Raw genomic sequence first — 20,877 nt, 5'->3', positions numbered from 1 at the left:
AAGTTTGAACATCCCCATTTTGCTTATTTTTGTAAAAAAACAGACATCCCCCAATTTGCTTGGAGAATGTCTGTTGTAGAATCTCTTTCAGCCTTAGACTGATTCCGCCTGAAGTTCAGCCTTAGATAACAGCGATTTGTGCTGCCATTTCCGCCCCTTCCAGCGTAAATAGTGGAAAATGCCTCGTACCCACTCATCGCAGGCATGTGCAATCCACACACCCAGCACACCATATCCCATATGAATACCCAGCACATATGCTAGCGGGATTTTAATCCCCCACATTGAAATAATGGCCATCATTAACGGGAACTGAACATCTCCCGCTGCTCGCAAGGAGTTAATGACAACATGATTAAACACACGGCCCGGCTCCAGCAGTATACAGAACAGCAAAATCGCTGCCCCTAATTGAATGATCGCCGGCTCATCTGTAAAGATCGCCATCACTTCATATCGGAAAAAGGATACTACCACGATCACAGCAATCGTAATGACCAAAGACCATTTTAGGCTCCGTAAAAGTTGATGATAGGCTTTTTCCTTGTCTCCTGCTCCAATCAGGCGGGCAACAATAATTTCCGTCCCCTCACCTACAGCCATTCCAAATACCATAAAAAAGTACACAATTGTATTCGTATAAAAATGGGTTGCGATCGCTGTTGTTCCCATAAAGCTGACAAACCGGGTCACCATCATTTGGCTAAGTTGATAAGACAACCATTCCAGCCCGGCAGGAATACCAATCTTCAGGATGGCTACCAGCTTACTCCATTGAAGCTGTACATAATACCGGATGCGAATCGGCGCACTCACACGCTTGTACAGCAGTAGAAAAATCCAGACACATGCTACAGCACGGCTAATAACCGTTGAAATCGCTGCACCCGCCACTCCCATCTGCGGCAGACCAAACCAGCCATAAATGAGCAGCGCATTCCCCACAATATGCAATATATTCATACCAATGCCCACGATCATCGTATCTTTAGTAAAACCATGCGATCGAATAACCGGACCTGCGGTTAGCATAAGCGCTTCCAGAAACAGCGAACCCCCTGCTAGCATCATATAAATCTCTGCATTTTCCTTAATCGTCGGGGTAATATGGTAAAAGGATAGTAAAAAATCCCGGCTCACAATAAACATCAAGCTCAGCGCCAGACCAAACACCAGATTAAAGGTTAGTGCCGAAGCCGTAACACGGCTTGCATCCACATGCTTTTGCGCCCCCAATAGCTGAGCAATGATCACACCTACACCAAGACCAAGCAGATTGAAAAGTATAATCGTAAATTCAATCAACTGTCTTGACACCCCCACAGCCGATACAACCTCATCAGAAACATGGCTTAGCATGAACGTATCCACGCTACCCATCAAAATGTGAAACAACATCTCTATAAAGATCGGCCAAGTGATTGCAAAAACCGTCATCGTTTTAACGACTTGTGCTTGCTTGGAACCGTTTTCCTGAGAAAGTGACATCCTTCCGTATTCCTCCTAAATGCGACCCAATTATTACTTAATACCTACACGTCAATTAATCAATCATAAAAAGTCATATGCTTTTTATCTTTTTTATAATATTCCAAGCGGTCCTGCAATTGTCCTGTGTGGAATTCAAACTTATGTCCATCTGGATCTGTAAAATAGACCGATCTTTTATCCTGTTCATTCCGCTCTCGTCCAGGCAAAATGGTAACATTAAAAGTTCTCAGCTTGTTGAGCATACTCTCAAAATCAGCTTCCGCTATCGAAAATGCAATATGCGTATAAGAATGATGAATTTCATTTCTCGGGATATCCTCTTCCACATTGAGAGCCAACCACATTCCCAGACAGTCCAGATAAGCCAGCTTACGTCCTTTAACGAGCAGTTTTCCATCTAGTACATTCTGATAGAAATGTATAGACTTCTCCAAATCAGACACGGAAAAGCAAATATGATTCCACCCTTGTATGCTCATGTTCCCTATTCCTTTCAGCGTACCCTGTCTAGCCAGTAGGTCCACGCTTCTGTATATTTATCGAGGTCTTTAGGATGATGGCGAATGCAGGTAGCTATACGAAAGTATAATCCCAGTAACACTTCCCTGTTCAGCTCGTATTCCCCTGTCATCTCCGGCTCAAGCTTCTCTAAGGCAGGCAAAATAGTATCGACGGTCAGCCTATCCGGTGAAGAACAAAAGGCGTATATCAGATCATACAGAGGTTCTCCTACCACTGGATCAGGGTCAATAATACCCGTCAATGTGCCGTTTTCGGTAAACACAAAATTATGTACCCCACAGTCACCATGAAGCAAATATTTAATATTACGTTGCGGCAATCCAGCCACAAGGGTATGAACGAACCAATGATTCTCTCGGGGTAAAACGCCTTGTATGATCTTTCCAGATTCCTTCGTTCTGTGCAGCAGAAAATCTCTCCATTCCACAAACGGGTGATCCGGATAACCATAATGACGTTCCTCACCACAAGGCTTGTAGTGCGAGATCACCTCCGTTGCCAGACGAAGCAACAAATCGCTTTTGTTTCTTCCATGATACTGTGTGAACCCTGACCTGAACGTGTATACCAAATAACGGTGCAACGGATCTACATAAACCAAACGCGATAGTTTCTCAATCTGTACATAGGTATGTAAGAATTCTGCCTCGGCTTCTACGACAGCGGGATCATTTTGCTTAATCACGTATCGTGGCTTAGTTCCGTCCATGACAACTACCACTTTGCTCGAAGTTCCGCCAGTCAGCGGTTTGAGATTTCGCATATGGCTTTCAAGCACGCCCGTTTCGTGAAGCTCATTCAGGATCAGTTGAACATCCATCTCACGCCTCCCTCCATGCGTCTGATCCACAATGCGGCTGGCGATTTGGATATTTCATTTAGCTCCCACACGTTCGCCAGCCACTCTTCTTTTAAAAATAAATCTTTTCATGCTCCGCATAGATTTCAAGCGCCCGCTCCATCTTATGCACATAGGCCTCATCCTGACTAGAACATAGAAATGTAATGTGTCCCTCCTGCGATGGACCGGATTTTGGCGAAGGTTCCAGCAAATTACGCTCAGACAACACCTGTTTCAACCGTCTAACTGTTCCCTGGCTCCCGTCAATTAACTGAATATGAGAAGGTAGTAGTTCCCTTAGAATTTCCTTATAAAAAGGATAATGAGTACATCCCAATACCACCGTGCCATATATGTCGAGATTGAACGAAGACAGCTCACGGTTAAAATATTCGAACATTTCTGCCCGGTCAAAATTCAAGTGTTCGCAATAATGTACTAGCTCCGGCAGAGGTAGTGAGTCCACGCTCCCATGATCGTCAACCCTGGATACCAGCGCTGCATAACAAGATTGTTTCAACGTCAATGGTGTGGCTAACACCAGAACTCTTTTACCATTGGCTCGGTTCATCTCGACCGCTGGCTTCACAGCTGGCTCCATACCAATAATCGGAATAGGATATTCCTTCCTTAGCTCCGCAACTGCGATACTTGTAGCCGTATTGCAGGCAATGACCAATGCCTTAACATCTTCTTTAAGGATCGTTTCTACTGAAGCCTTGACATAACCAAGCACCTCTTGAGGAGTTTTCGTCCCGTAAGGCACATGAAGCGTATCCGCCATGTATACAAAATTTTCGTTTGGCAAACGTCTTAGTGCCTCGGACAATACTGTAATTCCACCCAATCCTGAATCAAAAAAACCTATCTTCAAGCTACTCACCTTTTTTCGTTCAACTATTGTGCCATATCTTGCAGACACCATGTTCATTTTCTTCTTCGCCTACTCAAACCATTCTCTTCATTAAGACTTTACATTTAAATTTTACCGCAAAACTGATATTTTGCAAAAGAAACACGTAAAATTTACAGTGTAAAAAATAAAGTTGCTTTTCAAAGTAAATTTAATATAAAAGTGTTGACAGATATTATCTTTATATTGTAATATTACGTGGTAACTTACTAACTTAACTTACTTATTCAACTTACTTAGGGGGAAATAAATCATGTCTAAAGTATTATTTGTCAAAGCTAATGATCGTACAGCTGAAGAATCTGCAACAGTTAAATTGTATAACGCCTTCGTAGAAAGCTACAAGTCTTCCCACCCAACTGATGAAATCACTGAGCTGGACCTGTTCTCCGTCGAGCTTCCTTATTTGAACGCTAACATGATCAACGGCACGTTCAAATCCGCTAGAGGCATGGAGCTGAACGCAGAAGAAGCTCGCCTAGCAAACATCGCTAATGGCTACCTGGATCAATTTCTGGCAGCAGACAAAGTCGTATTTGCTTTCCCGCTCTGGAACATGACGATTCCAGCTGTACTGCATACGTACATTGATTACCTGAACCAGGCTGGTAAAACATTCAAATACACTGCTGAAGGTCCAGTTGGTCTCGTAACTGAAACTAAAGTAGCCCTGTTGAATGCAAGAGGCGGCGTTTATTCCGAAGGACCAGCTGCTGCAGCTGAAATGTCTTTGAACTACATGAACAACATCTTATCCTTCTTCGGAGTGAAAGACATCGTGAAAGTTGTTCTGGAAGGACATAACCAAGCTCCAGATCAAGCACAAGAAATCGTTGCTTCTGCCGTACAACGTGCAGTGGACACAGCAAAATCGTTCTAATCATATATTATGAAGAGAAGAGGATATCCGCGCCCTATATAGGCTGGATATCCTCTTTTTTGTTATAAAGTATAAAAAACACGTGCTCCCCTGATCTATAATCAAGTGAAAGCACGTGTTTGTGAAATGAGATTACTTCTATTTTAAGGAATGAATTGCTGCACGATTTTTACAACTTTACCCTCACGAAGCGTAACATGGTATGGAAATTGACTGAGGTCCAGAACGTCCTTTTTAGCAAAATCTTTCTCAAACTGTGCCAGAGGAATCGATTCGTTCCATTGCACGTCTGTATCTTCTATGTTACCCGTGTGATCATAAATCTGCACCTCTACCGAAGCATCTGGTGCAACCTGATAAACGTCATTTTGCACGGAATTGTTTACGATGTAGTAGCCATCTGGAGCTCCATCCAATCCTGTATTTCCTTCATGCTCCAATAATGCTTTGTCAGCTGCCGCGCCTTCATACCATTCAATCGGGTCTGCCGACAAATAAATCTGTCCGTCACGAATCTCCATTTGGTTTATATATACGGTCTCCTGATTTTCAGCAGCTGCTACAGGCGTGTAGCCTTGCGCTGTTGCCCCTGCCGTCGTAATCAGCATCATCATTAAAGCCAATACGGTCCATTTCGAAGCTAGTTTCATCATGTCTGATCTCTCCTTGCCGTTTGGGTATGTACACGGTGTCTGTAAGCTTCATTACCCTTGTGTACTTATCATAAACGTTGCACGGTTAAAAAGTGTATCAGATACATAAAAAAGAAGTTACGATTTTTTAAGACTTGGTCTTAAAACTTGATAACATGTCTTATTTATCTTTGCTATCTTAATAACCCGACCTGACGTGCCTGTTCTTCGGTGAGAATAAACTCTTCATTTTGCCATACTTCGTCCTCTTTGGTTACAGCAAACATCCCCATGATCTCTGTCCATATTCCTTTGTCGACGGCTTCCTGTTGTGTAATGATAATTTTCATGTGAATCTCTCCTTTATATACTCTTATCGGTCTGTGAGGCCCACTACGCAAACAGATGGTTTCTCCGATCGCTGTTGGAACCTGATTTTTTGAATATATTTTAATGGTTAAAATCAGGTTCCAAAGGCGAACGCTATCGCTTCTCCGAAATCCATCTGCCCGCTTCGTTACTCAGCTTATCTCTACCATTCTCATTTTGAGCCTCTAACACTTATATTGAATTTGCATTACGTATTGGAGATGCTCAAGGGGCTCTTGTCCCGTCCCGCTTATAACATATGTACCCTTTTCTCGCCGAGATTATTCGTATCTTATTTCATAATTTAAAGCTTATTATATCTGCATTGTCATGTTTTTCAATTCAAAGTTCCAAATTTTATTCTAACCTTTTTTTCATCTGTCTTGTTCTAGTTAAAGCCCGGCTAAAATGAAAAGAGACCCACATGAAGTGAGTCCCAACTTTCAAGCTTCTATTCATACCGTACCTTTTGTGTAGAGTATCATCTTGCATATGCAATAAAGATATTCATAGGCGCAATCTGATCACAAATAATAAATATAATAAAAAAGGTAATCCTATTGCTGAAAGTATTGTGATTACAGTACGTACTTTTTTCTCAGCTCGTAATATAAACAATAAAAACTTATACCCTAAAATACCAACTAATCCACCTACACAATTTAAAATTATATCATCAATGTCTGATGCTCCAATGCCAAAAAGCCCCTGAATGATTTCAATAAATAAACTCACTATGAATATAAATAGCAGATTGGTTATTGCTCTTTTATCGTTTTTGAATAATGACAAATATGTGCCAAGAGGAATAAAGATAACTATATTGCCAACCACATTAGCAAAAGCGAAATTTTTTATAGTGCCAGAGTTGCTAAATATATATTCCTTTATACTATAAAAAGGAATGAGATTGATTGACCTATCTAAAGTCCTTTGACTATTTAACAAATCCAAAAGTGAAACTCTTGATAAGAAAAATAATTTAAATAAAAAAAGGATGTAACAAATGAAAACTCCATATAAAAAGACTGTTACAATTCTCTCTTGTTTATTCATAATTCTTCCATTTTTCATTTTTCCCGCCTATTCTCTGATGTTCAGTTTATAAATTCGTAACGGCTTTGACTATAGCCAACCTAATGTGTAAAACCATTCTAACAGCCCTGTAGATTAACCACTAAATGGTAGAACATGAGTCGTCAACTCGGTAAAATCGTTTGTACCCCTACAAACCAATCGAAAGGTGACGACACTCCATAAAAAAGTCTATCACGATTCTATCTCTCCTTCAATCCGTATTAACGTCTGAAGAAGTCGCGCTCGTTGTCCAAACGATTGGTTATGAGAATATATATAAAATATTATCGTATATTCATATATAATAAGACTTTTCTTAGAAACGACTGGGTAAAAAATAAAAACGGTCCGCAGATTAATCTACGAACCGTTTTCTAAAAATCCTCTATACTTAGTGAATCACTCGATACCATCACACATATACATAGTCCTTCATTTCTTTAGTCTGTATAAATAAAAGTGAAGAGTCGCCAAAAGCACTAAAGCAGCGGAGCGTTCGCCTTTGCCCCCGGATTTCTACCCTTGAACATTCAAACAAGAAATCCGGGAGCAACAGCGATCGGAAGAATGATCCGTTCTCGTAGCGGTCACAAGCCGCATACCGTTACTTAGTCACTCTGCATGATATTAATGAAACGATTTTTACACGGAAAAGTAAAAAGGCTGTACGCATACTGGCTTGGACACGGTTACTTGTTGTCCGGTGTAGGTCAAACGTCCACTTGCCTTGTCCACTTTGAACGTAACGATGTTGTTAGTGTCGCGGTTGGCCACGAGCATATGGTCACCACTTGGAGTCAAAGCAAAATGGCGTGGATGCTCTCCTTCAGCAGATACATGCTCGACCAAGCTCAGCTTGCCAGTTGCTCCGTCTACAGCGTATACGACAATGCTGTCATGCCCACGGTTGGAACCGTACAGATAAGCTCCATCCCCCGAAATCGCAATTTCAGCAGTTGTGTTTTCACCTGTAAAGTCAGACGGCAATGTCGGTACGCTCTCAAGCTCAGTGAGCTTGCCAGCCTCTGCATCATATGCAAAAGAAGTAATGGAAGAATCCACTTCGTTAATGACAAAAGCAAATTTACCATTCGGATGGAACGTCAAATGACGTGGACCTGCACCTGCATGGGTTTTTGTTTCACCATGAAACACCAGTTGTCCTTTGCTGTCATCAATGGTGTAAACGCGGATCAGATCCAGACCGAGATCTTGTACGAACAGGAAGCGGCCATCCGGACTAAAGAAACTGGAATGTGGATGTGGACGATCCTGACGTTCAGGGTGCGCTCCTTTGCCCTCATGCTGTTTAACATCCAGCAACTCACCGATACGGCCGTCCTCAGTCAGAGACACCAGTCCCACCATACCTCCGTGGTAGCTGACTACAATCAGGTAACGATCAGATGGATCACGCTGAATGTGGCAAGTTGTTGCACCCACGTTTTCCGCACGATTCAGCAATGTAAATGTTCCTTTAACTGGGTCAATTTCGAAAGCAGAGGCTTCGCCTACTTTCGCTCCTGCAGCAGAAGTCGTCTCTCCAATGGAATACAGCTTCCGATTTTTGACGTCCACATTCAGGAATGTAGGATTTTTCAAGCCGGAGAACTCATCCTGTAGTGTAAGTGCTCCTGTCTGTTCATTAAAAGTGTACGAATAAACTCCGTTACCTTCCAATTCGGCGTAAGAGCCTGCAAATACGAGCAATTTTTGTTGTGCTGTCATGGTTGTGTCCTCCTTGGATTAAAAAAATGATGGGCAATTGGAATGATTGCTCCTGTTACAAATATCGCTTTAAGAGGCGCGCTCCACCACGGGCTCTGTGGACAACGCCACATTTCCCGCTACGGCACGCGAGATCATGCATGAGGTTTCTGCCTGCTCTGCCAGTCGCAATGCTTGTTCGATCTGCGATTCTGTCGCATCGGCAGCCAATTGAACCTGCGGACGATGCACAATTCGGCGATATGTAAAAATATTGTTCGTTACATCGACAATCCCTTCGGATTCCAGCGCCAGTGATGCCACCGGGAGACTCGCGCGCTCCATCATCGCCGCCAACGTAATCAAATAGCAGGTAGCGGCGGCACCGAGCAGCATTTCATCTGGATTGGTGCCCACACCAGGGCCTCCCATCTCAGCCGGGATCGAAATTGCAGTCCGCAACTGTCCAGCCTCAATACGGCCGTCGCTGTTGCGCCCCCCGTTCCAGTCTGCCTTGAGCAGAAAGGTATGCTCCATTTCAGGTCACTCCTCTCTCTTATATTATGAATCTTTACACAGGTGAATGTAAAGGTTAGTCAATCTCCTGATTTTTGGTTTCCGTACCCAGCAACCATACAGCCGCAGCTCCGATCAAGATAGCTACGAAGAAAATCACAAAGATAGATGGTAGCGCTACGCCCTGTCCTACGAGTATACCGACCGCAAAAGGCCCGATAACGCCTCCAATACGGCCAAACGCAGCCGCCATACCCACACCAGTTGAACGTACAGCTGTCGGGTACAATTCTGGAGTATAGGCGTACATGGCTCCCCATGCACCAAGATTAAAAAAGGATAAGCTGATACCAGCAGCCAACAGCATTCCCGCCGTTTCCGAGGTGCCAAACCAAATGGCGGACACTGCTGTGAGCAGCAAGTAGATGATCAGTACGAATTTGCGCCCCAGCTTTTCAATCAGATAGGCGGCGGTAAAGTAACCTGGTAGTTGCGCAAGCGTCATGATCAGCACATACTCAAAGCTTTTAACCAGTTCGAAACCTTTCATAAACATCATGCTCGGTAGCCACAAGAACATGCCGTAGTATGAAAATACAACTGTGAACCATAAAATCCACAGCATCAGCGTAGACTTGCGATGGGGTCCCGACCAAATCGAAGCCAATCGTGCACGCAGCGGAAGTTTGACGCTTTGCTGCTTATAACGCGGTGAATCATCAATAGCTCTGCGCAGATAAAGAGCGTACAGCGCAGGTACTGCGCCGAGAATAAATGCCATTTGCCAACCATACTTTGGAATAACAAAATAAGCAATAAGAGCCGAAAGGATCCAACCTGCCGCCCAGAAGCTTTCCAGCAGCACAACTGCTCTCCCTCGTTCTTTCACAGGCACTGATTCTGACACCAGCGTCGAAGCAACAGGCAATTCCCCACCCAAGCCTGCACCAGCAATAAAACGCAGCACCAGCAGCATTCCGAGACCTGTCGCCAAAGCGGATAATCCACTGGCAATAGAAAAGATCAACAATGTCCACACTAATATGGCACGTCTGCCATAACGATCAGCCAAAATCCCCGCCAAAGCGGCCCCGAACACCATTCCTATCGAATTCATTGCAGTTAGCAGTCCAATTTGCTCAGATCCCAGATGCCACTCCTTTGCCAACGCTGCGACTATAAATGAAAGCAGCCCCACATCCATAGCATCAAACAACCAGCTGAGCCCTGCGCTAAACAGCAATTTTCTTTTTTTGGCTGGTGGTAATGAAGTTAATTCACTCATGATTTGCTCTCCCTTAAAAATATATCGTATGTAGACGTATATTCAGGTGTCTTGTCACCTGTAGCCTAGCATCTATTGTACCGTAAGCTTCCTTAATCTGCGAGCTTTTTAACACAAAAAAACGGAAGATTGCCTACGGCAATTCTCCCGCCTTCTGGAACCTGCCACTTACCGGTTTTGGACCAGACCGATGATCGTCACCATGAGCACCAGCAGCTGGATGAGTGTATCGTTACTCATTCCAATCGCCTCCATCCCATATGAGATACTCCTTCGGCCGTTTCCCCTCTCCCCGGATCATGACGCTTGTTCCCCAATACATACCTATGCAGGCGGCGGGAAGCTTATGATCAATAATGGATGAAAATCTCCATACGTTTAAGGTTTAATCCAGGACCACTGCAAATCCATTTCCTGAATACATTCACGGTTATCATGTTCATCATTGGCCACCAGCGGGGTCACTGGATAGATACTCATGTCCCCTTTCTCATATGTGCGCAGTAGAGGCAACAGCTCATCTATGTTCTGGACAGACGGATCTAGCCATGAATCTATATGATCAGCTTCCAAAATAGCCGGCATACGGGTATCGAATTCACGTATATCCGTATTGGCATGAACTGTCATCATCGTACAGGTGCGTAAAGGCTCCTTACGACTATCCTGCCATACTTCATATAGCCCCGCGACCGCAAACATCTTCTGTTCCGGCAGCACCACCCGTACAGCACACATGCGTTTACCCAATTTTCGCCAATAATAAAATCCATTGCATGGAATGATACAGCGCCGGGTTTCCGCCATCTTGCGATAACTCGGATTTACCCGAACCGTATTCAAGTCTGCGTTGACACAATCCTTGCCCCAGTAGGGAATAAATCCCCAGCGAAATTCATCAAGTACCCGTTCTCCATCCTGATACAGCACAATTGGAACATGCTGAGTGGGACTCATGTTATAGCGTGTTTTGTAATAATACATCACCCGTTGTATACCAAAGTGATCCCTTACCTCATCCAAATCAGCCGATAACGAAAACCTTTTGCACATTTGCTATTCATCCTTCCGCCTTTTTCACCTATTGTGCGGATATACAAGGAAAAATATGCATATGCAGGTTTTGCAAAAATCCAATAAACGCCAACACATATAGCAATATCCCCGCAGTTGTGAAGCTACGGGGTTAGATACTAACTTATATTGTTATTACTTCTTTTCTACCGCGTGACCGCCAAATTCATTGCGCAACGCAGCAACCACTTTCCCGTTGAACGTGTCCGCATCAAGAGAACGATAGCGCATCAGCAGGGACAAAGCAATGACTGGAGTTGCAGCCTGAATGTCCAGTGCTTCCTCAACCGTCCATTTTCCTTCGCCAGAAGAGTGCATAACCCCACGGATTTCGTCCAGGTTTGCATCTTTGGAAAATGCACGTTCAGTCAAACCCATCAGCCAAGAGCGAATAACAGAACCGTTGTTCCACACGCGCGCTACTTGTTCATAATCAAAGTCAAAGCTGCTTTTTTCTAGCACTTCAAATCCTTCACCGATGGAAGCCATCATGCCGTATTCCACACCGTTATGAACCATTTTCAGAAAATGTCCGCTTCCGGATTTACCTGCATACAAATATCCATTTTCCACTGCTGTGTCACGGAAAATAGGCTCAACAACCGCCCAAGCTTCCGGATCGCCACCGATCATGTAACAAGCGCCATTACGTGCGCCTTCCATCCCGCCTGAAGTTCCAGCATCCATGAAGCTGATACCATATTCTTGAAGACGGGCATGACGAGCAATAGACTCTTTGTAATGAGAATTACCACCTTCAATAATGATGTCCCCTTTGGACAACATCGGTTGAAGCTGATCCAGCACAGAATCAACAATTTGGTGAGGAACCATAATCCATAATACTCTAGGGGATTGAGTTGCCTGTACAAGCTCTTCCAATGTAGAAGCACCTGTAGCTCCATAATCCTTCATTTCTTGGATTGCGGCTGCATTGACGTCGTAAGCGACAAGTTCATGCTTATGATCGATCAAATTTTTTCCGAGATTCAAGCCCATTTTTCCCAAACCAATTAATCCTACTTGCATAGTAAAGGCCTCCTGCCGTAGCAAACATATTTTGTATATACTTTCTTATAAGTGTTAAGAACGAACGACTGCTTTCTCAGAGCTTTCGGACTTTTCGTCCAACCACCATGTAAAGCCTTGCTCCTCTAACAATTGATCTGAAGCTTCTGGACCGTAAGAGCCTGCTGCATACGTGTGAAGTGGAACCTCACCACGAGCAAAAGCTTCCAGTACAGGTTGAACCCACACCCATGAAAGCTCAACTTCGTTCCAATGAGCAAAAAAGGTGGAATCGCCGCGCAGCGCATCAAAGATGAGGCGCTCATAGGCTTCTGGTACATCCTTAGCCTCGGAATGATAATTCATCAGAACCGTTTCCAGTTGACCAGCGTTTAGCGGGTCTCTGCTATTCAGACGCAGCGTTACCTTTTCATCCGGGTTAACATGGATGATCAGCAAGTTCGGGTCAGTCGGTTGCCCTTGAGCGGCATAAGGATCTGTGCTGTCCTTTTTGAATTCCACGACGATACGAGTAGATTTTTCTTTCATACGTTTGCCGGTACGAATATAGAACGGCACACCCGACCATTGTTCGTTGTCAATCCATAGGCGAGCTGAAATGAAAGTATCATTTTGCGAATCAGGTCCGATGTCCGGCTCTTCTTTATAGGAAGGAACTGCTTTTCCGTTGATCTCACCGTTGGTATATTGGCCTCTAACCACGTTGGAAGCAATGTCGGAAGGATCAAGCGCACGAAGCGCGTCCATGACCTTGCTTTTTTCGTCACGCACCTGATCAGCCGTGACATGTCCCGGCTTGTTCATCGCCGTCATCATCAACACCTGCAGCATGTGATTTTGTACCATATCACGAATAGCGCCGGAATGATCATAGTATCCTGCTCGCTCCTCCACCCCTACAGTCTCGGATGCGGTAATTTGCACATTGGCGATGTATTGATTGTTCCATATTCCTTGGAGTAATGGATTAGCAAATTTTAAGGCTTCCAGGTTTTGCACCATGGGCTTACCTAAGTAATGGTCAATACGATAAATCTCATCCTCAGCAAAGGTTCTGCTTAGGCGATCATTCAGCTCACGTGCGGATTCCAAATCATGTCCAAATGGTTTTTCGATAATGAGCCGTTTCCAACCCTTTGTTTCAGCTAAACCACTCTCGCGAATATTGAGGGCAATCACATCAAAAAATTCCGGTGCCACCGATAAGTAAAACATGCGGTTCCCCGGAATTCCCAAGTCATTTTCACGTTGCTCAGCAAGCTGTAGCAGCTTTTTATAATCTTCCGGGTGGTTGACGTTCAATGCGCTGTAACGGAAAGCACTTAAGAACTGATCCATCTGTGCACGGTCTTCATTCACGTGTCTGGAAAAGTCCTTAATGGATTGCTCTACATTACTTTGAAATTGCTCGTCCGCCACTTCACGACGCCCCATCCCAATTACAGAAAAGGAAGCCGGAATTTTACCTTCTACAAACAAATTATACAAGGCAGGGTAAATTTTGCGTTTCGCCAAATCCCCTGTCGCTCCAAATAAGACAAATGTCATTGAATCCATGAATTATTCCTTCTTCCCATTATAAAGATGAGGTTATTAAAAGTTACCTGAGGAATTAACGTAACCCATAATACACCCAAAATAAGGGGCAAGTCAATCAAATTTTAGCGAAATCGTGAACAGTCGATATATCCTGTAATGATAACGTTTTCTGTGGTATGATTGACGAAAGGAAAGAGAAAAAACTGTTAAATATGTCACAGTTGATACAAAGCGTTATAGTTACTATTGGTATACAGAGTTACTTTTAGTATACTGTTTAAAACAACAATGAAATTGAGGGGATTCAGATGAGCGACGACAGGCAGCCTAAGCTTTTGTGCGGTAAGGTGGAACAGTCCTTTCAGATCATCAGCAAAAAATGGACCGCTCTCATCATTCATACTTTGATGGAACATCCCAAACGATTTAGTGAAATTCACGTCTCTATACCTGATCTTAGCAAACGCATGCTGAACGAACGCATCAAGGAACTAGAGCTTTCCGGCCTGATCCTTCGCAATGTCATCACAGAGCGGCCTGTGCGTACTGAGTATTCGCTGACACGCAAGGGTAAAGAGCTAGGTGATGCATTGAATGGTGTGGAGAGCTGGGCCGAGAGATGGCTTTAACTGCTAACAGGAGGTCGCCACACATGGTCTCCTGTTATTGTGTTACCCCATGTGGATCATAATACAAACTATAGTACGAAAATAATGGGACAACCGCTCAGCAGCTCATAATTTCAGAATAAGCCAAGGAAGGATGAGAACGATGGCATTTGGCATTACCCGGCAGGAGCTTATGGCCTGGAAAAGAAAGGTCAGTGGTGGTGAAATTGCTTTTCTGACACATTACTGGCTGGATGATCGCTTTCCAGGCATTACAACCGTTACCAAGGTGGGATGTTCTGATTTGGACAAGCTGCGCTTATGGTGCAACCAAAACGGATTAGACCCCCAATATATTCATCAGCGTCAGCCCTATCCGCATTTTGATCTCATCGGTAACAAACAAGCGGAAATTTTACGTAAGTATGGCATTAGCGATCAATTTAAACGCTTTGAACTTCAACTCCCAACGAGTACTCGCCCATCGTTCTAAACCGCAGCTCTCAGAGCTGCGGTACTTTTGTTTTCATACCAGTTAATACCTTGTGTATCCAAATCGCTGACATAGCTCCTTCTCCCATCGCCACAGTCGCTTGCTCGGCATGAGCTCCTAAGTCCCCGGCTACCCATACATTTTCCACATTTGTCATTTTGCTGCGAGGATGAGTTTCAATATGCTTATTGTGCAGCAGATGTACACCCAGTTGCTCTGCCAGCTCTGAATGAACATGATTGCTGCCAAAAGCTAAAAAGCCTCGCTCTGCTCGAACCACTTGTCCATCAGCCAGCCGCACTCCTTCAAAACAGCCCGGTTCTCCGGTTATAATCTCAGAAATGGCTGCTTCCTTATAGCCAATCCCTTTTTCCTGCAGCTTCACAATCAGCTCGTCCGGCACCTCTGAACGCTCATGATTGACATAAACAAGTTGATCGGTGCGCGCTGATAAAATCAGTGCCATGGAAGCTCCTGCTTTGCCTGCTCCCATGACAACCGTGCTGCGATCCTGAACCTCATAACCGTCACAATCCGGGCACACATATACACTGTTGCCCAAGCAGGCTTGTAAACCATCCAGCTTTGGAAAACGGTCCGTTAGCCCTGTAGCTAATAACAGCGTCTTAGATGAATACACGGTTTCTGCCTCCACTTGAATGTCAAAAAGCTCACCTCTTTTGGTGGCTTTTACTGCCTTCCCTTCAATAAACTCAGTACCTAGTTTTGTGGCTTCACTACGTCCAAGCCGTCGCAGCTCTTCACCAGAAATTCCGTCAGGAAAGCCCAAAATATTATGATACTGGTGGCACAGCGTAGATCGACCATAGCCCGAATCTATCACTAGAACTCGATGACTGCTGTATCTCCCCAATTGAATCGCTGCTTGCAATCCGGCAATTCCCCCACCAACAATAATGCAATCATAGTTCATCATTTTTCCTCCTTTGAATGCGCGTTATCCTAGACATCTGCATAAAACCGCAATAACACCAATGTAAACTTCTCATCCAATTTTAAACATAATATCACCCACTAACGGATGAATTAACCCCTGTGTCCGTACATATCAAAGCTTATATGCCTTAAAAATGGAATGACAAAAAGCACTGTGGATACCCACAGTGCTTTACCAGGTCGAGCCTGAATCATCATCATTTTATCGTGAAAATTATAATTATTTAAATGTTTTTACGCGTTCTTCAACAGGCTGGAATTCTTTTTCACCTGGTTGGAATGTCGGTTTACCAAATGGCATTTCAGCAATCAGTTTCCAATGCTCAGGAATGTTCCATTCGTTTTTCACTTTTTCATCAATCAATGGGTTGTAATGCTGAAGGGATGCGCCCAGTCCTTCTTGTTCCAGAGCCGTCCATACAACCAATTGCAGCATACCATTAGATTGGTTAGCCCAGATTGGGAAATTGTCCGCATAGGCTTCGAATTGTTGTTGCAGACCAGCTATCACGTTGTTGTCTTCAAAGAACAAGACTGTTCCGTAACCGCTGCGGAAACCGTTCATTTTCTCAGCAGTAGATTTGAATTGTTCTTCATTACCTACCACTTCCCGCAAAATACCTTCTGTAATATTCCACAGTTTGTCATGATGCTCTCCGAGCAACACTACAGCACGTGATGTTTGGGAGTTGAAAGAGGTAGGTGTGTACTTAACAGCTTCCTCTACAATCTCTTGAATCCGTTGGTCAGAAATGACCTGTTCTTTGCTAATACCATAATAGGAGCGTCTGTCTTTCAGAGCTGTGAAGAAGTCTTTAGCCATTTTGTTACCTCCTGAGAAAAATTAATTACTTTTCGTAACTTAATATACATTACATATATCTTAAAGTCAAGAGATTTCTTTTTAAATATTACCAGTTAGTTGATGATTATACGCCACTATTATATTTTTTCTCACTGGAAGAGGTGTGCTTGGTTGCATCCTTGTCTCTCTCCTCCTGTCTTTCCATCTTCAAATCCTCTACAGGAATGGCGTCTACCGTCTGCTCGATCTCAAAACGGTCGAACAAGCTTTCCTGCTCTGTCGGATACTGCTCTGCATGATCTCGATTGATCGACTGTTTCTGATGTTTAGACTCCGTTGTTCCTTTCCCCGTCTGTCCTTTCTGCTCATTCTGATCGTGCAGGTTATCTTCAAATGGGGCCATTTTACTTCCCTCCCTATCGGATTGGTGTCCACATTATACTTTTACCTTTCACATCGGGGATTAAACGCAAAAAAGAGAAAATCTCCGCAAAGATTTTCTCTACTCATGTACTAGATGGTTGATTGGATTATTCCGAGCTGGATTGACCTGTACACTCATGAAAAAGATGAGGTTCCAGCTTCTCTCTCGTTACGAGCTTCTGCACCAGTTGAGTCCCCGAGTCGGGGGTCATTTGACCATACCAGTCCCCTTGAGGATATACGATCACAACCGCAGCATCATGACAACGCCCATTACAGCGAGTTCTGGTCGTGTGAATATATGCTTCTGCATTTTGTTTACGAATTTCATCCCGAATTGCCTGTGTAACTTCTTCACCCTCATGTCGCATACATGTGCCTCCATTGCAGATCAACACATGATGCTTCATTGGTTCTAATTCAAAAATAGCCATAGCTTCCCCTTTAATCAACAGTTGTTGGTTTTAAATCAATGTTTATCTGGATAAAGAACAAGCTGTGCTTCCATCTGATCAGCTTCAATCGTCAGCACGATGAATGAATATTCGTCTTCGCCGCGTTTGTCCGTCGGAGACCCCGGATTAAGGACAAGCTGACCGTCAATCGTTTTGACCACCGGAATATGCGAATGTCCATAAATCAGGCAATCCAGCGTTTCTCCCTTAAACGTATTCAATGCGATATTTTCTGTCGAGCCTCGCCAGCCGTGACCGTGTACCATACCGATCCGCTTGCCTTGGGCTTCAACGATTCGTTGATAGCCTAAACGCTCCACAATGTCCATTCCATCATTGTTTCCGGCAATGCCTTGCACAGGCGCAAATTCAGCTAGACGTTCATATACGAACCAATCCGTCCAGTCTCCGGCATGGAGAATGAGGTCACTGCCTTTTAACTCCTGTACAAGCCGACTAGGTAACGTTTTGCTTCTATGCGGCATATGAGTGTCTGAAAGTACGATGATTTTCATATCAATTTCTCCTTACCAGCGTCTTTACACAGATGAACTTTGTTGCCCCACGCGCTGCTGAAGTGCCTGCTCCAGATCTCGCAGCGTAACGGTCTCGAAAAACGCCTGTATTTTCTGCTCTGCCACGGTATATAAACCATCCAACAATGCGTCTATGTTCCTGCCTACCTCACAATTATGATTGCTATCGGTATGGATGGCGAACAACGGACCTTCATCCTTGGTCGCCTCATAGATCATTTTCAGATTGATGTTTGAACTGGACATGCTTAGACGAAAGCCGCGTGCTCCAGGCGACGAATCCACCAAACCCGCTTGCTTGAGTCGGCTCATAATCCTTCTCACAACTACCGGGTTTGTATTGATGCTGGAAGCAATAAGTGACGATGTCATTCGCTCCGGTGCCCCTTCAGCCAGAAGAAGCAGACAATGGATACTAACGGAAAAATGGGTACTCATGTTAACCACCTTTATGTGTGTGCCTCATTAAATGTTTGGTAAAATGCATGTTTCCATCATACCACAATAGAGGCACTAACACAGTGCTTACTGCACCTTACTCCGGAAAATAGTCATTTTCAGGACGTACTCGCACTTTTAATTGGCGTACACTATATTCCAACTGCTTAACGATATCCTCCAGTTGACGACGGTCAAGTCCATTAAGGTCGGCGGCAGGCTTAGGTGCATTTTTCAAATCACGTATGGTTGCCTGCTGCTCCTGCCACTTGTCCATCAGGTCGGCTATATTCGCATAAAAGCGTTCGTAATCCTTGATCACTTCATCCAGAAAGGCATCCACCTCGTCCGGATCATAGCCGCGCATTTTATTCTTAAACTGTTTCTCATGAATGGAGAGCGCGTCCAGCTGAATGCCCAGTTGCTTAAACAACTGCTTTTGCTTATCCAGACGACGCTTCATATGTTCATCCATCGGTTATTCCCTCCTTAACACACTATTCTTTTTATATCACATTCTAGGCTGGGAATAAAAGTCTCTGCTGATTGCCCAGCCCTATGAACGGGTATAAAAGAGCATACGTGTCACTTATCCAGACCACGAAGGGGAGATGATCATGAACCACTTGAACGATTCGCAGCTTGCAGAGCTGAAACATATGTTGTTGGAGCAGAAAAAGGATTTAGAAAAGCATTTTGAACAAAACGGTCAGGAAAACGCTCCATTGGGAGAAACACTGACAGATTCTACAGGTGAGCTCTCGTCCTATGACAACCACCCCGCTGATATAGGGACAGAAACCTTTGAACGGTCCCGTGATCTGGCGATTAATGATTCGCTGCAAGACGAGCTGGAGCAGGTCAATGCAGCCCTTCAACGGATGAAGGATGGAACGTACGGGATATGTGTGGAGAGCGGGGAAGAAATTCCTTTTGAACGGTTGCAAGCCATTCCCTATACAGCCTATACCGTCGAGCACACGCCAACTCGAGAATTATCGAATGACCGCCCGGTAGAGGAACAGGTCATGACTCCGCCACCCAAGGGTGCGGGTGAGGTTCGCCAACGAAATGCAGGACGATTTGACGATGCGGGCGCATGGGATGCCGTAGAAAAATACGGTACATCGAACTCGCCTGCAACTGCCGCCAAGCGTGATGTCACTGATTATGATGAAAATATGTAATGCTATACGCTTATGTATTCGTTCATCTAAAAAAGCAGCTTGTCCTTTGGACAGGCTGCTTTTTTATGCCTTACGGGAATACGGTGATCCCGTTTATCCAATTTCTATCCGTTTTCGACTGCGAGCTGACTCAATACAAGCGTCGATCACCTTCATATTGCTCACCGCATCTTCTGGCTCATACGGCAACGGGACACCATCAAGCACCGCTTTAGCAAAAGCATCCGCTTGCAGTTCAAAGGAATTAAAACCTTTCAGACGTTCCTCACGCGTAACCGAACCGACGTGGACGAAAATTTGCGGTACCACAGACGTTCTTTCCCAACCGAACATTTTGGGCATCGCAATCGTACCCTTGCTACCGAGAATTTCCATGTTGGAACGGTTGGCTGCCCACATGCCACAATCGAAAGTAAGGTTGACTCCACCCGGAAATTCCAGCAAGCCGGAAGCCATCATATCGACGTTGTCATGCTCCGGGGAAAATAAGGCATGTACCGTCACTGCCTCCGGCTCCCGGTCCAAATACATACGAGCGGCTGATATCGGATAGACGCCCACATCATATAGCGAGCCGCCGCCCATGTTTTTATTAAAGCGCACATTATCTGCCTGATCGGTATTGTTAAACGTAAACGTGCAATGGATGCCGCGAATGTCACCAATTTCCCCACTATTGATAATTTCCTTAATTCTTCGATGTTTAGGATGATAGCGATACATAAAAGCCTCTGCAAAGATCACTCCTGCACGTTGACATGCTTCAATCATGCGGCTTGTTCCAGCCGAGCTAAGAGAAGATGGTTTTTCACACAAAACGTGCTTCCCAGCCTCCGCTGCCCGAATGGTCCACTCTTCATGCAGATGGTTTGGCAACGGAATGTACACCGCTCCGATTTCGGGATCAGCCAACAGTTCATCATAGCTTCCATAACTTTTTGGAATATCGAACTCCCGGGCGGCCTCAGCGGCTTTATCCGCATTACGACTAGCAATCCCAAGCACTTCTCCGCGTTCAGATTGCTGAATCGCAGGAATTACTGCGATTTGGGCGATCTCCGCAGTGCCTAAAATTCCCCATTTCAGCTTTCTACCCATCA

25 protein-coding genes are annotated in these 20,877 nt (G+C 44.4%); 4 read left to right on the top strand and 21 right to left on the bottom strand.

All coding sequences use genetic code 11. The features are described from left to right. Nucleotides 1-93: 93 nt before the first annotated feature. From AOU00_RS23380 to murI, 4 genes are all read right to left on the bottom strand, one after another. Nucleotides 94-1,488, bottom strand: a complete 1,395-nt coding sequence (locus AOU00_RS23380) for an MATE family efflux transporter (protein WP_069291764.1) — start codon at nucleotides 1,486-1,488, stop codon at nucleotides 94-96. A gap of 59 nt (nucleotides 1,489-1,547) precedes the next feature. Next, the gene (gene fosB / locus AOU00_RS23375) at nucleotides 1,548-1,970 is read right to left on the bottom strand and encodes a metallothiol transferase FosB (protein ID WP_061830328.1); all 423 of its coding nucleotides are present in this window, start codon (nucleotides 1,968-1,970) and stop codon (nucleotides 1,548-1,550) included. Nucleotides 1,971-1,984: 14 nt separating this feature from the next. After that, nucleotides 1,985-2,833, bottom strand: coding sequence for an aminoglycoside phosphotransferase family protein (locus AOU00_RS23370; protein ID WP_069291763.1), 849 nt, complete (start codon nucleotides 2,831-2,833; stop codon nucleotides 1,985-1,987). Between the two features lie 91 nt (nucleotides 2,834-2,924). Next, nucleotides 2,925-3,779, bottom strand: coding sequence for a glutamate racemase (gene murI / locus AOU00_RS23365; protein ID WP_069291762.1), 855 nt, complete (start codon nucleotides 3,777-3,779; stop codon nucleotides 2,925-2,927). Between the two features lie 241 nt (nucleotides 3,780-4,020). Between murI and AOU00_RS23360 the strand changes: the two genes are divergently transcribed. Then, a complete protein-coding gene (locus tag AOU00_RS23360; RefSeq protein WP_043882169.1) occupies nucleotides 4,021-4,647 on the top strand; it encodes an FMN-dependent NADH-azoreductase in 627 nt (208 codons plus the stop codon). 143 nt (nucleotides 4,648-4,790) lie between these two features. Here AOU00_RS23360 and AOU00_RS23355 read toward each other — a convergent pair whose 3' ends face one another. The 9 genes from AOU00_RS23355 to zwf all read right to left on the bottom strand — a co-directional run bounded on the left by AOU00_RS23355 (nucleotide 4,791) and on the right by zwf (nucleotide 13,893). Continuing rightward, a complete protein-coding gene (locus AOU00_RS23355) occupies nucleotides 4,791-5,300 on the bottom strand; it encodes a hypothetical protein (RefSeq protein WP_061830325.1) in 510 nt (169 codons plus the stop codon). 173 nt (nucleotides 5,301-5,473) lie between these two features. Beyond that, nucleotides 5,474-5,629: a hypothetical protein gene (locus AOU00_RS26735; protein WP_172828312.1), complete on the bottom strand. Its 156-nt coding sequence runs from the start codon at nucleotides 5,627-5,629 to the stop codon at nucleotides 5,474-5,476. 526 nt (nucleotides 5,630-6,155) lie between these two features. Further along, nucleotides 6,156-6,704: a VanZ family protein gene (locus tag AOU00_RS23350; protein WP_061830374.1), complete on the bottom strand. Its 549-nt coding sequence runs from the start codon at nucleotides 6,702-6,704 to the stop codon at nucleotides 6,156-6,158. A gap of 663 nt (nucleotides 6,705-7,367) precedes the next feature. Next, on the bottom strand, nucleotides 7,368-8,453 hold the full coding sequence (locus tag AOU00_RS23345; protein WP_069291761.1) for a lactonase family protein: 1,086 nt from the start codon (nucleotides 8,451-8,453) through the stop codon (nucleotides 7,368-7,370). 69 nt (nucleotides 8,454-8,522) lie between these two features. After that, entirely contained in the window at nucleotides 8,523-8,969 is a 447-nt protein-coding gene (locus AOU00_RS23340; RefSeq protein ID WP_013310026.1) for an OsmC family protein, read from the bottom strand. 55 nt (nucleotides 8,970-9,024) lie between these two features. Beyond that, nucleotides 9,025-10,233, bottom strand: a complete 1,209-nt coding sequence (locus AOU00_RS23335; RefSeq protein ID WP_069291760.1) for an MFS transporter — start codon at nucleotides 10,231-10,233, stop codon at nucleotides 9,025-9,027. A gap of 378 nt (nucleotides 10,234-10,611) precedes the next feature. After that, nucleotides 10,612-11,286 (bottom strand): SOS response-associated peptidase, encoded by a 675-nt coding sequence (locus AOU00_RS23330; RefSeq protein ID WP_069291759.1) that lies wholly within the window; start codon nucleotides 11,284-11,286, stop codon nucleotides 10,612-10,614. A 156-nt stretch (nucleotides 11,287-11,442) separates the two neighbouring features. Continuing rightward, nucleotides 11,443-12,336 (bottom strand): phosphogluconate dehydrogenase (NAD(+)-dependent, decarboxylating), encoded by an 894-nt coding sequence (gnd, locus tag AOU00_RS23325; RefSeq protein ID WP_053325295.1) that lies wholly within the window; start codon nucleotides 12,334-12,336, stop codon nucleotides 11,443-11,445. A 54-nt stretch (nucleotides 12,337-12,390) separates the two neighbouring features. Further along, nucleotides 12,391-13,893: a glucose-6-phosphate dehydrogenase gene (gene zwf, locus AOU00_RS23320; RefSeq protein WP_069291758.1), complete on the bottom strand. Its 1,503-nt coding sequence runs from the start codon at nucleotides 13,891-13,893 to the stop codon at nucleotides 12,391-12,393. A gap of 290 nt (nucleotides 13,894-14,183) precedes the next feature. Here zwf and AOU00_RS23315 point away from each other — a divergent pair, with 290 nt between their 5' ends. Together AOU00_RS23315 and AOU00_RS23310 are read left to right on the top strand one after the other, a co-directional pair. Beyond that, nucleotides 14,184-14,504 (top strand): winged helix-turn-helix transcriptional regulator, encoded by a 321-nt coding sequence (locus tag AOU00_RS23315; protein WP_007430161.1) that lies wholly within the window; start codon nucleotides 14,184-14,186, stop codon nucleotides 14,502-14,504. A 142-nt stretch (nucleotides 14,505-14,646) separates the two neighbouring features. Continuing rightward, on the top strand, nucleotides 14,647-14,976 hold the full coding sequence (locus AOU00_RS23310; protein WP_069291757.1) for a hypothetical protein: 330 nt from the start codon (nucleotides 14,647-14,649) through the stop codon (nucleotides 14,974-14,976). A gap of 10 nt (nucleotides 14,977-14,986) precedes the next feature. On the opposite strand, the gene AOU00_RS23305 is transcribed toward AOU00_RS23310, so the two are convergent. The 7 genes from AOU00_RS23305 to AOU00_RS23275 form a co-directional block, all read right to left on the bottom strand. Further along, on the bottom strand, nucleotides 14,987-15,910 hold the full coding sequence (locus AOU00_RS23305) for an NAD(P)/FAD-dependent oxidoreductase (protein ID WP_069291756.1): 924 nt from the start codon (nucleotides 15,908-15,910) through the stop codon (nucleotides 14,987-14,989). Between the two features lie 243 nt (nucleotides 15,911-16,153). Continuing rightward, the gene (locus AOU00_RS23300) at nucleotides 16,154-16,756 is read right to left on the bottom strand and encodes a nitroreductase family protein (protein ID WP_069291755.1); all 603 of its coding nucleotides are present in this window, start codon (nucleotides 16,754-16,756) and stop codon (nucleotides 16,154-16,156) included. A 106-nt stretch (nucleotides 16,757-16,862) separates the two neighbouring features. Then, on the bottom strand, nucleotides 16,863-17,141 hold the full coding sequence (locus AOU00_RS23295) for a hypothetical protein (protein WP_069291754.1): 279 nt from the start codon (nucleotides 17,139-17,141) through the stop codon (nucleotides 16,863-16,865). A gap of 127 nt (nucleotides 17,142-17,268) precedes the next feature. Next, a complete protein-coding gene (locus tag AOU00_RS23290; protein ID WP_069291753.1) occupies nucleotides 17,269-17,595 on the bottom strand; it encodes a (2Fe-2S) ferredoxin domain-containing protein in 327 nt (108 codons plus the stop codon). A 35-nt stretch (nucleotides 17,596-17,630) separates the two neighbouring features. Next, nucleotides 17,631-18,131 (bottom strand): metallophosphoesterase family protein, encoded by a 501-nt coding sequence (locus AOU00_RS23285; RefSeq protein ID WP_061830315.1) that lies wholly within the window; start codon nucleotides 18,129-18,131, stop codon nucleotides 17,631-17,633. Nucleotides 18,132-18,155: 24 nt separating this feature from the next. Next, the gene (locus AOU00_RS23280) at nucleotides 18,156-18,590 is read right to left on the bottom strand and encodes an Rrf2 family transcriptional regulator (RefSeq protein ID WP_013310015.1); all 435 of its coding nucleotides are present in this window, start codon (nucleotides 18,588-18,590) and stop codon (nucleotides 18,156-18,158) included. A 97-nt stretch (nucleotides 18,591-18,687) separates the two neighbouring features. Next, nucleotides 18,688-19,065 (bottom strand): DivIVA domain-containing protein, encoded by a 378-nt coding sequence (locus tag AOU00_RS23275; protein WP_023988297.1) that lies wholly within the window; start codon nucleotides 19,063-19,065, stop codon nucleotides 18,688-18,690. A gap of 142 nt (nucleotides 19,066-19,207) precedes the next feature. Between AOU00_RS23275 and AOU00_RS23270 the strand changes: the two genes are divergently transcribed. Then, nucleotides 19,208-19,777: a TraR/DksA C4-type zinc finger protein gene (locus AOU00_RS23270; RefSeq protein WP_061830314.1), complete on the top strand. Its 570-nt coding sequence runs from the start codon at nucleotides 19,208-19,210 to the stop codon at nucleotides 19,775-19,777. Between the two features lie 93 nt (nucleotides 19,778-19,870). On the opposite strand, the gene AOU00_RS23265 is transcribed toward AOU00_RS23270, so the two are convergent. Then, entirely contained in the window at nucleotides 19,871-20,875 is a 1,005-nt protein-coding gene (locus AOU00_RS23265; RefSeq protein WP_061830313.1) for a Gfo/Idh/MocA family protein, read from the bottom strand. Nucleotides 20,876-20,877 lie beyond the last annotated feature (2 nt).

The sequence above is a fragment of the Paenibacillus polymyxa genome (genome assembly GCF_001719045.1).
Classification (GTDB): Bacteria; Bacillota; Bacilli; order Paenibacillales; family Paenibacillaceae; genus Paenibacillus; species Paenibacillus polymyxa_B.
The sequence above is the reverse complement of the archived record's forward strand: the minus strand, read 5'-3'. Positions and strand labels throughout refer to the sequence as shown.

What these genes read in the sequence shown, in the direction of transcription:
- AOU00_RS23345 (WP_069291761.1), bottom strand. Translation starts at nt 8,453, where the DNA reads ATGACAGCACAACAAAAATTGCTCGTATTTGCAGGCTCTTACGCCGAA.
- AOU00_RS23330 (WP_069291759.1), bottom strand. Translation starts at nt 11,286, where the DNA reads ATGTGCAAAAGGTTTTCGTTATCGGCTGATTTGGATGAGGTAAGGGAT.
- fosB (WP_061830328.1), bottom strand. Translation starts at nt 1,970, where the DNA reads ATGAGCATACAAGGGTGGAATCATATTTGCTTTTCCGTGTCTGATTTG.
- AOU00_RS23340 (WP_013310026.1), bottom strand. Translation starts at nt 8,969, where the DNA reads ATGGAGCATACCTTTCTGCTCAAGGCAGACTGGAACGGGGGGCGCAAC.
- AOU00_RS23360 (WP_043882169.1), top strand. Translation starts at nt 4,021, where the DNA reads ATGTCTAAAGTATTATTTGTCAAAGCTAATGATCGTACAGCTGAAGAA.
- murI (WP_069291762.1), bottom strand. Translation starts at nt 3,779, where the DNA reads ATGGTGTCTGCAAGATATGGCACAATAGTTGAACGAAAAAAGGTGAGT.
- AOU00_RS23370 (WP_069291763.1), bottom strand. Translation starts at nt 2,833, where the DNA reads ATGGATGTTCAACTGATCCTGAATGAGCTTCACGAAACGGGCGTGCTT.
- AOU00_RS26735 (WP_172828312.1), bottom strand. Translation starts at nt 5,629, where the DNA reads ATGAAAATTATCATTACACAACAGGAAGCCGTCGACAAAGGAATATGG.
- AOU00_RS23315 (WP_007430161.1), top strand. Translation starts at nt 14,184, where the DNA reads ATGAGCGACGACAGGCAGCCTAAGCTTTTGTGCGGTAAGGTGGAACAG.
- AOU00_RS23275 (WP_023988297.1), bottom strand. Translation starts at nt 19,065, where the DNA reads ATGGATGAACATATGAAGCGTCGTCTGGATAAGCAAAAGCAGTTGTTT.
- AOU00_RS23265 (WP_061830313.1), bottom strand. Translation starts at nt 20,875, where the DNA reads ATGGGTAGAAAGCTGAAATGGGGAATTTTAGGCACTGCGGAGATCGCC.
- AOU00_RS23335 (WP_069291760.1), bottom strand. Translation starts at nt 10,233, where the DNA reads ATGAGTGAATTAACTTCATTACCACCAGCCAAAAAAAGAAAATTGCTG.
- AOU00_RS23290 (WP_069291753.1), bottom strand. Translation starts at nt 17,595, where the DNA reads ATGGCTATTTTTGAATTAGAACCAATGAAGCATCATGTGTTGATCTGC.
- AOU00_RS23310 (WP_069291757.1), top strand. Translation starts at nt 14,647, where the DNA reads ATGGCATTTGGCATTACCCGGCAGGAGCTTATGGCCTGGAAAAGAAAG.
- zwf (WP_069291758.1), bottom strand. Translation starts at nt 13,893, where the DNA reads ATGGATTCAATGACATTTGTCTTATTTGGAGCGACAGGGGATTTGGCG.
- AOU00_RS23280 (WP_013310015.1), bottom strand. Translation starts at nt 18,590, where the DNA reads ATGAGTACCCATTTTTCCGTTAGTATCCATTGTCTGCTTCTTCTGGCT.
- AOU00_RS23295 (WP_069291754.1), bottom strand. Translation starts at nt 17,141, where the DNA reads ATGGCCCCATTTGAAGATAACCTGCACGATCAGAATGAGCAGAAAGGA.
- AOU00_RS23305 (WP_069291756.1), bottom strand. Translation starts at nt 15,910, where the DNA reads ATGAACTATGATTGCATTATTGTTGGTGGGGGAATTGCCGGATTGCAA.
- AOU00_RS23350 (WP_061830374.1), bottom strand. Translation starts at nt 6,704, where the DNA reads ATGAATAAACAAGAGAGAATTGTAACAGTCTTTTTATATGGAGTTTTC.
- AOU00_RS23285 (WP_061830315.1), bottom strand. Translation starts at nt 18,131, where the DNA reads ATGAAAATCATCGTACTTTCAGACACTCATATGCCGCATAGAAGCAAA.
- AOU00_RS23300 (WP_069291755.1), bottom strand. Translation starts at nt 16,756, where the DNA reads ATGGCTAAAGACTTCTTCACAGCTCTGAAAGACAGACGCTCCTATTAT.
- AOU00_RS23380 (WP_069291764.1), bottom strand. Translation starts at nt 1,488, where the DNA reads ATGTCACTTTCTCAGGAAAACGGTTCCAAGCAAGCACAAGTCGTTAAA.
- AOU00_RS23355 (WP_061830325.1), bottom strand. Translation starts at nt 5,300, where the DNA reads ATGATGAAACTAGCTTCGAAATGGACCGTATTGGCTTTAATGATGATG.
- AOU00_RS23270 (WP_061830314.1), top strand. Translation starts at nt 19,208, where the DNA reads ATGAACCACTTGAACGATTCGCAGCTTGCAGAGCTGAAACATATGTTG.
- gnd (WP_053325295.1), bottom strand. Translation starts at nt 12,336, where the DNA reads ATGCAAGTAGGATTAATTGGTTTGGGAAAAATGGGCTTGAATCTCGGA.